Below are 14,515 nucleotides of genomic sequence, written 5' to 3'. Positions count from 1 at the left end.
GGGCCGTCATGCAGAAGCTGAATCGCAGCGGGATGCCGTCGCTCCGAAGTCTTTTGCTGCTCCTCATCATGCTGGGGGTGACCGGAGCGGCAAACGCCGCCGCGCCTGGCGAGGCTGCGGGGAACCTGGCGACCGGAACCGGTAAGAAGAAGCTGCTTCTCTTTGCCAAGGACCCGGCCAACTGGCAGATCGTCAGGGGAGGGGCCAGCGGGAAGCTCATCTACCGCGAGTCGCGCGGCAGGTTCACCCTCAGTGCCAAAGGACTCAAGCCGCGCGCTGCGTATGCGCTGGTGCGCATCGAGGAAACGCCGCCCGGCGGGCAGGTGCTGGCGCGCGGGATAAGCGACGGCCAGGGCAGGATCGAGTTGGGCGGGATCTGGCGCGACTGGACCAGGAAGTTCTGGCTGGTAGCGGGCGAGGACGTCTCCGGTGCCGTCGGCGGGCCAGCGGCGCTGCGTGCCTGGCACCCCAGCCGCTACCTCTTCGAGGAAAAACCCCTGGGTGTCCCCTGCGACTGCCCCGAGCCCGAAGAGCCGTAGCCGCGCACCAGTCGCCACGCTTTCCGACTTCATCGTCAATTGTCAATTGTTCATTATCCATTGGTTCCTATGTCCATCCTGCTCCCCATTCTCACCGCACTCCACTTCGCCGCCCTTTTGGGGCTCTCCCTCTACGGCCTGCACCGGATCTGGCTGCTGCGCTGCCTGTATTCCGCGCGGACCGAGCCTGGGGCGCCGCTGCACCTGAAAGCGGGGAGGGGAGCTGCGCCGGAAGACTACCCGCTGGTCACGGTGCAGCTGCCGCTCTACAACGAGCGCTTCGTGGCACAGCGGCTACTGGACGCCACCGCGCAGCTTAGTTGGCCGGCCGGGCGGATCGATATCCAGGTGCTGGACGACTCCGACGACGATACCCGGGAACTGGTGGACGAGAGGGCCGCCTGGTGGCGGGCGCGTGGGGTGGAGCTCACGGTGGTGCGGCGCGAGGGACGCGAGGGGTTCAAAGCGGGGGGGCTGGCGCACGGGCTTGCCCGGGCCAAAGGGGAACTGGTGGCGGTCTTCGATGCGGACTTCATCCCGCCGGCCGACTTCCTGGAACAGACCGTCCCCTGGTTTCGGGACGAAAAGGTCGGCATGGTGCAGACCCGCTGGGGATTCTGCAACGCGGAGTACTCCTGGTTCACCGGCATCCAGTCGCTCTTGCTCGGTCCGCATTTCAGCATCGAGCACCGGGTGCGCTACCTGCGCGGGCTCTTCTTCAATTTCAACGGGACCGCCGGGGTCTGGCGCCGCGCCGCCATCGACTCGGCGGGGGGCTGGCAGGCGGACACCGTGACCGAGGACCTCGACCTGAGCTACCGGGCGCAACTGGCCGGCTGGCGCTTCGTGTACCGCGAGGAGTGCCAGGTCCCCTCGGAGCTGCCGGTCACCATGGCGGCCTTACGCAGCCAGCAGCAGCGCTGGGCCAAGGGGTCGATCCAGACCGCCCGGAAGATCCTGCCGCGCCTTTTGCGCGAGCGCCTGCCCCTTGCCGTGAAGCTGGAGGCGCTCGCGCACCTCATGGCCAACATCTACTGGCTTTTGGGGCTGGTGGTGCTGCTCACCCTCTACCCGGCGGTCACCTGGCGGGTCGGGATCGGGCTGCACCAGATGCTGCGCCTCGATCTCCCACTGTTCCTCGCCACTTCAGGCGCCATCATGGGCTACTTCCTTTGCTACAGCCTGAAGACGGGCGCCAACCGGCTGCGCGACGTGCTGCTGTTGCCGGCGCTCACCATCGGACTCGCCCCCAGCGTCTCGTTCTCGGTCCTTAAGGGGCTGTTCCAAAACGGCGGCACCTTCGAGCGTACCCCCAAGTTCGGCGTGCGAGGACGCGAGCACCTGCCGGGGCTGGCCTTTTTGTACCGCCAGAAAAACCTTCCCTACATCTTCATGAATATCGTGCTCCTGGGGTACTCGCTCCTCCCGCTCGCCTTTGCCTGGGAGCGCGAGACCTGGCTTGCCATCCCGCTCTTCCTGCTCTTTCCCTGCGGCTTTGCCCTGGTGCTTTTGAAAGACCTGGGTGAGTGCCTATCCTCTGGCCGTTCTGCCTCCTGACATCCTCGCAAGAAGCCAGGCCAAAAGCGGCGCCAGAAACAGCGCCGCGGTCACCGCCGGGCTCTCGATCCACTTCCCCAACACGAAATACGGGATCTGCACCTGGTAGGTGAGAAACACCGCCCAGCAGAGCACCAATCCCGCTGGCCCGGCAGACATGGGAAACAGGGCCGCCAGGCTTAGCGCGTACCAGGGCTGCAGGGTCGGGGTGGTGAGCAGGAGCGCCAAGGTGATCCGGTAACAGGCGGTAAGCGCCGCCCGTCCCCGTTCGGCAGGGCTTTCCGCCCTCTTCAGCTCCATTGCCAGCTTCCCAACGAGGACCATGAGGCAACAGGCAAAAATGAGGGAGAGGGTGAGGCGTGCCGTAGTGCCGGAACCGGTCGCGGTGCGCAGGGTGTTGTAGGCGAACCCGGCGAACTCCCAGTTGCGGGCGTAGGCATCGAGGCTCTGCGTGATGTGTGCGAGTTCGGGCCAGAAGGGGAGCGTGAGCGCGGCCAGACCGGTTGCGCAGCCCAGCGAGAACTCCAGGCGGCGTACGCGGGGAGTGAGCAGGAACAGTACGGGGGTAAGCGGGAGCGGGAAGAGCTTCACCAGGCAGGCCGCGGCGAAGAGGAGCCCCGCGGCCTGCGCTGGCCCGCGCCGCGGCGCCTCGCTGGTCTCACGCGGCGCTCCCCGCAGGGTAAGGACCAGCGCCGCGACCAGTAGGCTGAGCCCCGCGCCGTCGACGTGCCCGGATCCCGCGATCTCCAGGACCGGCAGCGGGTTCCAGGCGTAGAGCACGGCGAGCCAGGGCGGGAGGGTGAGCTGGCGCAGGAGGACGACGATGAGTCCGCAGAGTGCGAGATCGAAGAGGACCAGGAGCGCCTTCAGTCCGGTGAGGCCGCCCAGGGTGGCGCCGGCGGCGAAGACAAGCTGCGCCGTGGGCGGGTAGATGGTGACGTACTCGGGATGGTTGATGAGCGCGTGCGCCGCCTTGAGCGAGGCGGGCGGAACCGTGCGGGCCGGAGCCGCCTGGTACGGGTTGATCCCGCGCAGGATGTTGCTGCCGTCCCAAAGGTAGCGGTAGAGGTCGTCGGAGAGCTGGGGCGGGGAGGCGAGGAACATGAGCCTAAGCACGAGCGCGATCAGGATGATGCAGCGGGGCGACCAGCCGATGCCGCCCCGGCCGCCCCGGTACAGGGCAAAAGAGAGCGCAAGGACCATCGCCGCCGTTATGCCGATCAGTTCCGGGACGGCGAGGCGCAGTTCGGGCCGCAGCGCCAGGAAGCCGGCTGCGCAGAGCAGCAGTGCCGGCACCCCGCACCCCACGAGCCGGGTGTCGAGCGGTGCGGGGGAGGATGGTGTCGAAGGTGTGGCCACGTCGTCTCGGCTTTATAGGGAGGTAGTTCGGGCCGCAAGCGGGAGCTTGCGCAGCGGTGCGCTTCCGGGCACGGTACGGTGCGGCAGCGCGCGTTCGCCTGCGTCAGCCGCACCGTTTTACCACACTCTCAAGCCTAATGACACGGCAACTGTTGGGCGATCAGGTCGATCTGCTCCGAGGTGAGAAAGGAGGAGAGCCACCCCATGCCGCCGCGGCTTGCGGCGATGGCGGCTTTGATGTTGTCCGGCGTCCCTTCCTTGATGCTCGTGCTCGCCAAGGGACCGTGGCAATTGGCGCAATAGTTCTGGTAGAGACCGGCTCCGTCGGTGGCGACCACCGTCGCGGCCTGGCTGGAGGGAGCGCTCTCCCCGGTGTCGTTGACCGCCGTCACGATGTAGTAGTAGGTCTGGCTCACGGCGAGACCGGACTGCAGGTACGGCGTGGTAGATGTGGTGATCTTCTGGCCGGTATTCTTGGTGACGCCCGGGTTGGTGGACCAGTAGATGTTGTAGAAGTCGGCTCCTAATACCTGGTCCCAACTGAGCGTCACCTTGTTGATCCCGCCCGTAGCAACCAGCGCAGACGGCGCCGCCAGTACGGTCGCGGCCGGCGCGGAAGCGGAAGCTCCGTCCCCGCTCCCCCCGGCGCCGCACCCCGCAGCCACCAGCGTCGCTGCCAAAAGCACAGCGCCCCATGCTTTCTCAAGAGTTCTTCTCATAGGTTTTTCTCCTCATCTCTAAAGCCGGCTTTCTTAGACAAAATGTGTCGGACGCACTCTCGGGCTGCGCGCACCTCTCCTCGCGAACCTTTACGGCTTTCCTGGAAAGCGTGCAACTGCGTCCCCTCTCCCCTTGCGGGAGAGGGACCGGGTGAGGGGGAAGCTGCCACCCCATGAAAGATGGCAGCTTCCCCCACGTATCGGACTCCACTTCCGGGACCTGTCGCTTTGGCCCCGGAGGCGGAAGATCCCGTCATGAGGGGGAAATCAGTCGCCGTCGATCCCCGGGAACAGCACGCCGTGCGGTGCCCAGCCGATCTTCTGCTTGGTGCCCAACTGGGTCACGCTCGGCGTGGCGGCCGCCAGGTTTGTGGTGTCGAGCAGGAAGAGCCACCCCTGGTTGCTGGTGTCGTACACCGAGTAGTACAAAACGCCGGTGGTCGGATCCCAGCTGGCGTGGCTGCCGCCGTAGCCCGGGGTATCGAAGTGGTAGATGTCCTTGATCTTCGAGGCGTCCGGCGCCGCGCCCGACAGGGTGGAGATGTCGATGAACTGCAGTCGGTTTCCGGGGTCACCCGGCAGCGAGACCTCGCAATCCGGCGAGGAGAGCTCGGTGACCAGGAGGTATTTGGCGTCCGGCGAGATCGCGAAGTTGTGCGGCCGGCCCGGGATGGTGGCGATGATCTTCTGGGTGGCGATCTCGATCACGTTGGTGCCGGAGGTCGCCGTGACCCCGGCGGGTAGCGGCGAGGGGACCGGCCAGGTGTTGTTCCCCACGAAGAGGTACTTGCCGTTGGGGTGCAGCCGCACCGCGTGCAGGTTTCCGTACCCAAGGTTCACGTCCAGCACCTTGTCGGCATCGCCGGGGACCTTGGCGGGAAGACCGGAGATGTCGTAGCCCACGGCGTGGAAGGAACCGGCGGTCGTCGTGTAGTAGCGCTTCCCGTCGGGCGAGACGGCGCCCACGTGCGGTGCGGTGTTGCCGTTGGCGATGGTGCCGAGGTAGACGTGGTTTTTCACGTCGAAGACGTTCACCCCTTTGGGCGCCTGGTCCACCGAGGCGAAGATGTAGCGGCCGTCGGGAGACTGCACGTTCTGCACGCCGCAACCCTTCGGGAAGGAGTGCTTGATGAAGCTCGCCTGGTTTGAGTCGTTGAGCGTGCTGTAGGTCCTGAAAGCGGCGGTGTCGTAGACGTTCATGGAGCCGCTCGCGCCACCCTGGCCGCTGCAAAGCCAGAGCTCAGAGCCGTCGGCGGTCACGTTGGCGAAGTGGCCTATCCGGGTGCCGACCTGGTTGGTGAAGCGCACTGTCTTGATGGCTGCCTGCGCCACCCGGTCGAGGAGCGTCACCCCGGGGACCGCCGAACCGGTACCGCCGGTGTCGATCACGTAGCCGGTCTGGAGCTTGGGCAGCAGCGCGCTGGAGGCGCTGGTCACCGCGCTTGCCACGTCGGCCAGCTTGGTGCCGCTGGGAACCTTCACGCCGTCGTCCCCGAGAACGCCGGCGACGTTAAGGGATCCGGAAACCGCGGTCACGATGGCATCGGAGTTGGGGCCGACGGTTGCGTTCACGGTGCTTGCCGCGGCGAGCTGGCTGGCGATCAGCGCGCGATAGACCTTGCCGTTGGCAAGCGTCGCCTTCAGGACCACCCCCGCCTGGCTGCTGGGAGGGGTGAAGCTCAGCCCGCTGAAGCTGCCGCCGGTACCGCTCGCGTCCGAGACGATGTTTGCCGGTGTGGCGCTCAGTACCGCGCCGGTGGCTGCGTCGATGGCGCTGACCGTGCCGATGGTGCCGCTGGTGGCAGCTGCACTCTTCGCGGTCGATTTGGCGGCGCCGGGCTCCAGCGAGCCGTTGATGGTGACCTTGTTGCTGGCGGTCGGCGAGCTGGCCGGCCCGGCGGCCGTGCTGCCGCAACCGGTCAGGGCGAGGGAGACGACGGTGGTCGCCGCCCACAGGAGACGGGACAGTTTTTTCATTGCTACCTCCTCGGGTGGTTTGGGTTCCGGGGCAAAGCCGGTTCCTGATGTACCTACAAAAAAAGGCCAAGTAAGGCGTGTCGCCCCTCTTGGCCTCCAGGTGTCTGGTCAGCATGCTGATCTGGTTGTTGCGAAAAACTGCCCTCCAAAAAAAAGAGGCCAGGCCGAGCGGGGTCGCTGCGTGCCTGGCCTCCAGTATTCTGGTCAGCCTTTTATGGGTACTGCGTTGGTGTGTCGCGTTTATAACCCGAGTCGTCGGTGCTGTCAATATGAAAAATATAAAGTCTACCGATATGCTAGATATTACCCTTCTTTCGTCGTTGTCGGACATGCGCAAGCGGTATCGGACCGGGAGAGCGGCAGCTCCAGCAGCAGCTCGGTGCCGTGAAACCCCTGCAAGAAACTGTCACCCCAAGCAGCTTGACATTTCCCGGCAACGAAGGCAGATTTAGCGCTGACTCATACTGATCCCGGCTAGTTAGAGGAGGCGACCGTGCTCGATGAATCCGCGTACCAGGCTTTGATGAGCATCACCAAGCGTCCTGCCAGTGTCATGGTGTACGGCAGCGGTTCCTGGCTCACCGACCACGAAGGAAAGCGCTACCTTGATTTCATCCAGGGGTGGGCGGTGAACTGCCTGGGGCACAGCCCGCGGGTCGTGGTAGAGGCGCTCAGCAACCAGGCGAGCCGCCTCATCAGCCCGAGCCCCGCCTTCTACAACGACCAGGCGCTGCGGCTGGCCAACCAACTGGTGGTGCACAGCTGCTTTCAGCGCGTCTTCTTCGCCAGCAGCGGTGCCGAGGCAAATGAGGGAGCGATCAAGCTGGCCCGGAAGTGGGGCGCGCTGCACCGAAACGGCGCCTACCAGATCGTCACCATGGAAAACGGCTTCCACGGCCGCACCCTGGCCACCATGTCCGCCTCCGGGAAACCGCACTGGGAGAAGCTCTTCGAGCCGAAGGTCCCGGGTTTTATCAAGGTTCCCCTGAACGACCTCGACGCCGTGGTGGGGAGCATCGGCCCCGAGACCGCGGCGGTCATGCTGGAGCCGGTTCAGGGCGAGGCGGGGGTGATCCCGGCCAGCCGCGAGTACCTGCAGGCGCTCAGGCGCCTTACCCGGGACAAGGGGATCCTGCTGATCTGTGATGAGGTCCAGACCGGGATGGGGCGCACCGGCACGCTCTTCGCCTACCAGCAGGCCGGGATCGAGCCGGACATCATGACGCTGGGGAAGGGGATCGGAGCGGGGGTGCCGCTGGCGGCACTGCTCGCCAAGGAGGAGGTCTGCTGCTTCGAGCCCGGCGACCAGGGTGGGACCTACAACGGCAATCCCCTCATGGCCGCGGTCGGCTGCGCCGTGCTCGAGGAGCTCTTGCGCCCGGGATTCCTGGAGCGGGTCCGCGAGCTGGGAGAAACCCTGCGCTATGGCCTCTTGCAGCTCTCCCGCAAACACCGCCTGGGCGAGGTGCGCGGCGCCGGGCTTTTGCTCGCCCTGGTCCTGCCGCAACCCAAGGCCGAGGCGATCGCCGAGCTGGCGCGGGAGCGCGGTCTCATCGTGAACGCCGCCCGCCCCGAGGTGCTCCGCTTCATGCCGGCGTTAAACGTGACTATCGACGAAATAGCGGTCTGTCTGGGAATTCTGGATCAGATCCTGGGAGAGGTGTTCGAGACCGCGTGAGTGCGGGGGAGGGCGTCCGCGTCTGCTGCCGTTACGCCGGCAACTGCAGGCTCAGGTTGCGCAATACCTCCGCGACCTCGCTTATGGTGAAGGGCTTGGCGATCGCGGCGCAGAAGCCGTACGACTCGTAGTCCGACATGACCGACGAATCGCTGTAGCCGCTTGCCACCACGATCTTCGCCGCCGGGAAGTCCCGGATCAGCTCCCGGGTCGCCTGTTCCCCTCCCAGCCCCCCCGGAATGGTCAGATCCATCAGGGCCAGCTTGAAGGGTTTCCCCTGCGCCGCCGCCTCGCGGAAGAGCCGGACCGCGCTGCGCCCCTCGGCGCAGGTCACCACCTCGTAGCCTATCAGTCGCAGCATCTCCCCCAGGGTCTCGATGATGGTGGGATCGTCGTCCATGACCAGCACGCGGCCGCTGTCCCGGAAAGCCCCCTCGACGACCGGTTCGGCCACCTCGGTCCCCCCCACCGTGGCGGGGAGGACGAAGGAGAAGGTGGTACCCACCCCCACGCTCGACTCTACCTTCAGCGCGCCGTCGTGCTTGGCGATGATGGCGTGCACCGAGGAGAGCCCCAATCCATTGCCGGTCTTCTTGGTGGTGAAGTAGGGGTCGAAGATCCGCTCCAGGTGCTCGGCCGGGATGCCGACCCCGCGGTCTTGCACCTGCACCCGGACGTAGCGCCCGGGGCGCGCCCCCCCCATGCTGTAGCGCGACAGGTTCTCCATGCTGATGGTGAGGATCCCCCCTTCCGGCATCGCCTGTTTGGCGTTGATCACCAGGTTGTTGATCACCTGGCTCATCTGCCCCACGTCGACCGCCACCGGGTAGAGCTGCTCGGGGATCCGGTATTCGCAGCGGATGTTGGAGCCGCGCAGGGCGAACTCGGCGGAGTCCTTCACGAGGTTTTGCAGCGAGGTGAGTTTCTTCACCGGGGCTCCCCCCTTGGCGAAGGTGAGAAGCTGGTGGGTGAGGTCGCCGGTGCGCTCGGAGGCCTTGAGGGCACGGGACAGAAACGGCTGCAGCTCGGTGTTGCCGCGCGCCTTCACCTCGGCGATGGAGATGTTGCCGATGATGGCGGTCAGAAGGTTGTTGAGGTCGTGGGCCAGCCCACCCGCCAGCACCCCGAGCGACTCCAGCTTGCGTGCCTGGAACAGCTCGTTTTCCAGCTCGTGCTTCTCGGTCATGTCCCGGAAAACCAGGACCTGGCCGATAGTGCGCTGTTCCTGGTCGCGCAGCGGCGCGATGCTCCCGGTGACGTGCAGCTCGCGCCCGTCGTCGGTTACCAGCAGCACGTGCCCGCCCGCCTCGAGTACCAGCTCCCGGTCGCTGACTCGCTCCAGCCCCTGGACCGGAAGCCGGCTTGCCTTGCGGACCAGCCGGAACACCGTGGAGAGCGGCTGCCCCAGTCCCTGTGCGCTCTGCCAGCCGGTGAGCTGCTGCGCGGCGCGGTTCATGAGCGTGATGGCCCCCTGGGGGTCGGTGGCGATCACCCCCTCGCCCAGCGAGGCGAGTGTCACGGCCAGACGCTCCTTCTCGGAGAGTATCTGCTCCTCCATGGTGCGCTGGCGGCTTACGTCGTCGATGGCGACCAGCGCGTGGCGCTTGCCGTCGAAGGAGACCGGCTCGACGCTGAAGCGGAGCCAGAGCTGCTCGTGGGGGCGCCCCTTGAGGAGCATGTGCTGCACCTCGACCCCCCGGGTCCCGCACCCACGGATCAGGGCGGCAGAGATGCAGTTGCGCAGCCGGCAGGCGGAGCAGTCCGGCGCCCGGCCGCAGCCGCCGCCGGTCAGTACCTGGCGGCAGTCCAGCGCCACGCCGGGCTGCAGCCCCAGGATCTGCTCCACGGGGGTACCGATCAGGCGGGAGAGCGCCGAGTTGGAGTCGATCACCTGGAGGTCCGGGTCGATGAGCAGCATCCCGACCGGCGCGGCGTCGAAGAGCGAGCGTACGTTGTCGCGCTCCTGGCGCAGCTGTTCCTCGACCTGCTGGCGCTCGGCGATCTCCCCCTCCAGGGTCACCGCCTGGATGCGCAGCTCCTGCTCGGTCTGCTTGCGGGCCGTGATGTCGCGGGTGATGCTGATGATGCAGGGCTCGCCGTGGAACTTGGCCACCTGGGCGTTTATCTCGACCGGGACCTCCCGGCCCTCGCGGCTTAGGTGGATCGATTCGAAGAGCGCGTAGCCGCGGGTGACGATCTGGTCCAGGCGCTCGGGTGCGAGCCGCGCCAGCTCCGGGGACATCTGGTCGGCGATGGGGCGCCCGATGAGCTGCTGCCGCGAATAACCGCTGTTGTGCAGCGCGGCGCTGTTGGCCTCGACGATGGTGCCGGCAAAGTCGAAGATGTAGATGCTGTCGGCCACGCTGTCCAAGAGGTGCCGGTAGGCGTGGTTCGCCTCCTCCAGGGCGCGGATCGCCAGCTGGCGCCGGGCGTTGATGATCACGGCGACCAGGGCGAGGGCGAGGATCCCGATCAGGGCGAGGCTGGACCAGACCAGCGCCTTGTCGACCCGGTAGAAGGCCCCGGGGGTGTTGATCAAAACGCTCCCCGGAGGCAGCTCCTGCTTTTTCGCGTTGAGCCCGAAGCGCTCCAGCTGGAGGTAATCGAACATGGGGCTCGACATCTTCCCGGTGAAGACCGGGTACTGCTCGGGGCGCTGCCCCTTCAAAACCGCCTCGGCAAGCCGCGCCGCCGCCTCGCCCTGGGCCTTCCCCGTCATCATGATGCCGCCCAGCACCCCGTGTCCCAATTGGGGGGCGTGCGTCGCGAAGACCGGGACCCGGGCCGCCTTGCTGACCAGGCCGGCGGCCTCCGCCAGGGTGAAGATCCGCCCCGACTTCTCCGCCACGTAGGAGAGGAGCACCACGAGCTGCCCTTCGTGCAGCTGCCTGAGCTGTTCCTGCAGCTGCTCCACGCTCTGCTCCGGCGCCGAGACCACCCTGAGGTTCGGGAAGCGCTTGGCGGTCTTCAGGATCTCGTTGCGCATGGCAAGGCCGGTGTCGGTGTAGTCGTGCACCGCCAGGACCTCGCGGGTCCCCGGAAACTGGCGCAGGGCGAGCTCCAGCGTCCCGGCGGTGTCGTGGTTCTCCGCGATCCCGGTGATGTTCGACTCGCCGGCGATCATGGCGGGGTCGTAGTCGTTCACGCCGCAGAACACGATGCTCTTGCCGGGGAAGACGGTGGGGCGGTACTTGGTGGCGAATTCGAGCGCCGCGTTGTCCATGGCCAGGATGACGTCGGGCTGCAGATCGTTGCGGAACTTGGCCGCCAGGAGGTCGGCCTCCCGGGAGAAGTGGGTCTTGCCGGGGAAACGTTTGGAGTCGAGGTACTCGACGAGGACGGTGGGGGTTAAGGGAGAACTCCCCAGCACCTTCTGGACCCCGGCCAACTCGTCGTCGGACCAGTCGTAGCCGATGTGGTACGAGTTGAGCACCAGGACGACCGGCCTGCGTCCTGCGGCGGGCGCGGCAGCGGCCTGGGGCGGGGCGAGCGCCACCAGCGCCGCCAGGGACCAGGCGGCAACCAGGGACCAAAATGTATGTCGTGTACCCATCGTCTCTTTCTCGCTTTGCAAAATCTGGATCTGCCGGCCATGCGCCGGTGCAGATCCGGGCCTCGATGGTCTCTGTGAGATTGGGCGACAGGTGGGGCCCGGCACTGTGACAGCTACGTTGCGAACAATTGCCATTACCTTGTCGGTTGGTTCAGTTTATACTTTAGTAGTTGTGGTGGATTTTCTTACAGGCTCTTTCCCGGTAACCCTTGCGGCATCCCGTTGGCTCACGGCAGGCAGGCGGGGGAAATCCGGGGGGCAGCCGGAGGTACGCCATGAAACTCTACGTCGGCACCAGCGGTTTTTCCTATCCCCAGTGGAAAGGGGCCTTTTACCCGCACGATCTGGCAGACAAGCAGATGCTCCGGTACTACGGGGAGCGCTTCGCCACGGTGGAGATCAACAACACCTTCCACCGGATGCCCAAGCCGGAGCTTTTGGAGGGGTGGTCGGACCAGGTTCCCGCCACGTTTCGCTTCGCACTCAAGGCGCCGCAGCGCATCACCCACTGGCAGCGCCTGCGCGACACCGAGGAGGCGGTCTCCTACTTCCTCGGGGTGGCAGGCGTTCTCAGGGAGCGCCTGGGGCCGGTACTTTTCCAGCTCCCCCCCGACTTTCCCCGGGACCTCCCCCTGTTGCGCGGGTTTCTGCGCAGCATCCCCCTGGCCTATTACCGGGTTGCCTTCGAATTCAGGCACCGCTCCTGGCTCGACGAGGAGGTCTACGCCCTCATGCGGGAGAAGGGGATCGCGCTCTGCGTCGCCGAGGGGGAGGCCGACTTCGAGGTGCCGCTTCTGGCGAGCGCCCCGTGGGGATACCTGAGGCTCAGGCGTCCGGAGTACGACGCCGCGCAGTTGGCCGGCTGGCTGGAGCGGATCCGGGCCGTCGGCTGGAGCGAGGTCTACGTCTTCTTCAAGCACGAGGACGAGGCGCGGGGGCCGCAGTTTGCCGGAGAGTTCCTGAAACTCGCGGGTGGCTCGGGAGAAGTGTAGGGGCCTGCCGCGGAAAAGAGGGGCCGTGAGGGATCGTGAGTTTCGGCCCCCCGGGAAACGTGCCCGGGAAGGGTAAAACGAGGAGCCGGAGCAAAAGAGGATCAGGCGGCGCGCTGCCGGGGGCGGTAGAACTCGAGGGCGTTGTGGGCCAGGGCCTTGCGGGCCAGCTCTTCCCCCAGCGCCTCGATCACGGTCTCCAGGTCGCGGTCCTGGTAGGGGCGCGGCGCCCGGGTCGAGGGGAGGTCGGTGCCGAACATGAGCGCGTCGGGGTTCGCCGCGGCGAGTTCCCTCAGCGCGCTCTTCACCTCGAAATCGACCCGCCCGAACCCCGTCGCCTTGACCCGCACCCCCTGCTCCGCCAGCTTCAAAAGGGTGGGAAACCCCTCACGGGAGAGCCCCAGGTGGTCGATGCTCACCGCCGGCAGCCCCGCCAGGGTCGCCGCCAGGTCGTCCACGTCGCGCGCATCGATGTAGAGCTCCACGTGCCACCCCACCAGTTCGTGGACCCTGAAGGCCATCCGCTCCAGGTGCTCCACCCCTTCCGACCCGCCGCGCTTCACGTTGAAACGGACCGCCCGCACACCCGCCTGGTCCAGGCGCCTCAGCTCCTCGTCGCTCACCGAAGCCGGCAGCTGGGTCACCCCGACAAAGGCGGGGCCGAGCGTGGCCAGGGCATCCACAAGGTAGGCCTGGTCGAGCGCCTGGAAGGATCCGGAGACGACGGCGCCTCCCACGAGGTTGAGGCCGGCCGTGCGCCGGAGGTAGTCCGCGCAGGTGAAGTCGTCGGGGAGGTACCCCTGGTTGGGAACCAGCGGGAAGCGGCGGTCGACGATGTGGAAGTGGCTGTCGAAGACGGGGAAACTGCCGGCTGCGGGGTGCTGCATAGACACCTCCTCAGGTGAGGCGGCTTAAGCGCCTCCGTTGGCGCCGTGGCGCAGGGTGCCCGGGCCGATCTTGAGGCTCGCCTTGGCGATGAAGATCTCGCGCAGGAAACTCAAGAGCCCGGCTACGAACAGGATCATCCCCAGGATGAACATAAGCGCCACGGGGAGCGACATGTCGTAGCGCAGGAAGTCGCCGATGAACAACAGGGCGATCACGCTGCAGACCACCACGGCGGTGCAGGTGCACAGGGTGATGGCCCGCCCGATCAGGTCGGCGCGGCGCGACAGGGTGGCGAGGTAGGCGTGCAGGTGCGGCACCGAGTGGTCCGGCGCGTTCTCCAGTTTCCCCTCCAGCACCCGTGCCCGGTCGATGATCCGCCCCAGGCGGCTGGTCATCACGCTCAGCATGGTGCCGATGGCGGTGAGCAGGAAGACCGGCGCGACCGAGAGCTGGATCACGTGCGCCACCGCCCCCACGTTCTGGAATTCGCGCACCTGGATCCCCCAGGAACTTTCGGGAAGGGCGAGGAGTGCCGCTACGAGGAGTGCCGCGGACCGGGGGCGCGGGGTGCGCTGGCGGGCTGCTGTCATGGTGCTCCTTTAGTTCTCGAACCGGCTCATCGCTTCGTAGCGGAACTGGTCGATGTCGATCCCCTTCAGGCGGACCAGGTCGTTCATCACCGGATCGAGCATGGTATTGGCGTCGTTGATCTGCTGGCGCTTCTCCCGGATCTCGCCGAGCGCCTGCTCCCTCCCCGGCTGGGTGAAGAGGAGGTCCGAGCGGTCGTTGTAGAAGCGGTGGATCAGGAAGTTGCGCGCCCTGAGGGCCTTGCGCAGGGTCTGCACCGCCTGGTCGGTGAACCCCACCTTCTGCTTGATCTCCTCGATGAGCCGGCCCAGGGTCTGGGCCCCCAGGTTCTCCATGTAGCCGCTGAACTCGCGCTCGCTCAGGGTCCCGCCGCTTAACTCGACGAGCAGGGTGACGATGAAGGTGATGTAGAGCTCGAGCCGCTGCGAATCCTGCACCGCGGCACCCATCTCCAGGTAGATCGTGTTAAGCGGGCTGGTGTCGATCCGGATGTCGGGCATGGGCTTTCCTCTTTCACTGCAGAACGCCGGCAAAATACCATAAAAGCCCAGCGGCACAAAATCATAATTAGAGTGGCCGGTACTTTCTCCCGAAGATACCGTTCCCGCTGCAGAGGGTGAGGGGGGCGAATAGGTCGTCGTTTCGGTTGCGCTCTCCGTGTCCTCAGC

General features: G+C 66.3%; 11 protein-coding genes. 4 read left to right on the top strand and 7 right to left on the bottom strand.

Annotated elements, in window-relative coordinates:
• Nucleotides 1-8: 8 nt before the first annotated feature.
• Nucleotides 9-539 (top strand): hypothetical protein, encoded by a 531-nt coding sequence (locus GMST_RS18215; protein WP_183356133.1) that lies wholly within the window; start codon nt 9-11, stop codon nt 537-539.
• Between the two features lie 69 nt (nt 540-608).
• Nucleotides 609-2,096, top strand: coding sequence for a glycosyltransferase (locus GMST_RS18210; RefSeq protein WP_183356132.1), 1,488 nt, complete (start codon nt 609-611; stop codon nt 2,094-2,096).
• On the opposite strand, the gene GMST_RS18205 is transcribed toward GMST_RS18210, so the two are convergent.
• The 3 genes from GMST_RS18205 to GMST_RS18195 all read right to left on the bottom strand — a co-directional run bounded on the left by GMST_RS18205 (nt 2,070) and on the right by GMST_RS18195 (nt 6,151).
• The gene (locus GMST_RS18205) at nt 2,070-3,455 is read right to left on the bottom strand and encodes an MptA/MptB family glycosyltransferase (RefSeq protein WP_183356131.1); all 1,386 of its coding nucleotides are present in this window, start codon (nt 3,453-3,455) and stop codon (nt 2,070-2,072) included. The two genes, GMST_RS18210 and GMST_RS18205, sit on opposite strands and share 27 nt — an antisense overlap.
• 134 nt (nt 3,456-3,589) lie before the next feature.
• Nucleotides 3,590-4,174, bottom strand: coding sequence for a c-type cytochrome (locus GMST_RS18200; RefSeq protein ID WP_183356130.1), 585 nt, complete (start codon nt 4,172-4,174; stop codon nt 3,590-3,592).
• Nucleotides 4,175-4,441: 267 nt separating this feature from the next.
• Complete coding sequence (locus GMST_RS18195; RefSeq protein ID WP_183356129.1) at nt 4,442-6,151, bottom strand: YncE family protein; 1,710 nt, start codon at nt 6,149-6,151, stop codon at nt 4,442-4,444.
• Nucleotides 6,152-6,644: 493 nt separating this feature from the next.
• Between GMST_RS18195 and GMST_RS18190 the strand changes: the two genes are divergently transcribed.
• Nucleotides 6,645-7,829, top strand: coding sequence for an acetylornithine transaminase (locus GMST_RS18190; protein ID WP_183356128.1), 1,185 nt, complete (start codon nt 6,645-6,647; stop codon nt 7,827-7,829).
• Nucleotides 7,830-7,860: 31 nt separating this feature from the next.
• Here GMST_RS18190 and GMST_RS18185 read toward each other — a convergent pair whose 3' ends face one another.
• Nucleotides 7,861-11,382 (bottom strand): hybrid sensor histidine kinase/response regulator, encoded by a 3,522-nt coding sequence (locus GMST_RS18185; RefSeq protein ID WP_183356127.1) that lies wholly within the window; start codon nt 11,380-11,382, stop codon nt 7,861-7,863.
• A 275-nt stretch (nt 11,383-11,657) separates the two neighbouring features.
• Here GMST_RS18185 and GMST_RS18180 point away from each other — a divergent pair, with 275 nt between their 5' ends.
• Nucleotides 11,658-12,374: a DUF72 domain-containing protein gene (locus GMST_RS18180; protein WP_183356126.1), complete on the top strand. Its 717-nt coding sequence runs from the start codon at nt 11,658-11,660 to the stop codon at nt 12,372-12,374.
• A gap of 101 nt (nt 12,375-12,475) precedes the next feature.
• On the opposite strand, the gene GMST_RS18175 is transcribed toward GMST_RS18180, so the two are convergent.
• From GMST_RS18175 to GMST_RS18165, 3 genes are read right to left on the bottom strand one after another with little or no spacing between them, the layout of a single operon-like run.
• A complete protein-coding gene (locus GMST_RS18175; RefSeq protein ID WP_183356125.1) occupies nt 12,476-13,258 on the bottom strand; it encodes an amidohydrolase family protein in 783 nt (260 codons plus the stop codon).
• Nucleotides 13,259-13,282: 24 nt separating this feature from the next.
• Complete coding sequence (locus GMST_RS18170) at nt 13,283-13,849, bottom strand: DUF2721 domain-containing protein (protein ID WP_183356124.1); 567 nt, start codon at nt 13,847-13,849, stop codon at nt 13,283-13,285.
• Between the two features lie 9 nt (nt 13,850-13,858).
• On the bottom strand, nt 13,859-14,347 hold the full coding sequence (locus GMST_RS18165) for a hypothetical protein (RefSeq protein WP_183356123.1): 489 nt from the start codon (nt 14,345-14,347) through the stop codon (nt 13,859-13,861).
• Nucleotides 14,348-14,515: the final 168 nt, after the last annotated feature.

This window comes from Geomonas silvestris, assembly GCF_014193515.1.
GTDB classification, from domain to species: Bacteria; Desulfobacterota; Desulfuromonadia; order Geobacterales; family Geobacteraceae; genus Geomonas; species Geomonas silvestris.
This window is presented reverse-complemented; position numbering and strand designations above follow the sequence as displayed.

Excerpts from the sequence above, each read along its gene's own strand:
- GMST_RS18215 (WP_183356133.1), top strand. The coding sequence starts at position 9 with ATGCAGAAGCTGAATCGCAGCGGGATGCCGTCGCTCCGAAGTCTTTTG.
- GMST_RS18210 (WP_183356132.1), top strand. The coding sequence starts at position 609 with ATGTCCATCCTGCTCCCCATTCTCACCGCACTCCACTTCGCCGCCCTT.
- GMST_RS18200 (WP_183356130.1), bottom strand. The coding sequence starts at position 4,174 with ATGAGAAGAACTCTTGAGAAAGCATGGGGCGCTGTGCTTTTGGCAGCG.
- GMST_RS18195 (WP_183356129.1), bottom strand. The coding sequence starts at position 6,151 with ATGAAAAAACTGTCCCGTCTCCTGTGGGCGGCGACCACCGTCGTCTCC.
- GMST_RS18185 (WP_183356127.1), bottom strand. The coding sequence starts at position 11,382 with ATGGGTACACGACATACATTTTGGTCCCTGGTTGCCGCCTGGTCCCTG.
- GMST_RS18180 (WP_183356126.1), top strand. The coding sequence starts at position 11,658 with ATGAAACTCTACGTCGGCACCAGCGGTTTTTCCTATCCCCAGTGGAAA.
- GMST_RS18175 (WP_183356125.1), bottom strand. The coding sequence starts at position 13,258 with ATGCAGCACCCCGCAGCCGGCAGTTTCCCCGTCTTCGACAGCCACTTC.
- GMST_RS18170 (WP_183356124.1), bottom strand. The coding sequence starts at position 13,849 with ATGACAGCAGCCCGCCAGCGCACCCCGCGCCCCCGGTCCGCGGCACTC.
- GMST_RS18165 (WP_183356123.1), bottom strand. The coding sequence starts at position 14,347 with ATGCCCGACATCCGGATCGACACCAGCCCGCTTAACACGATCTACCTG.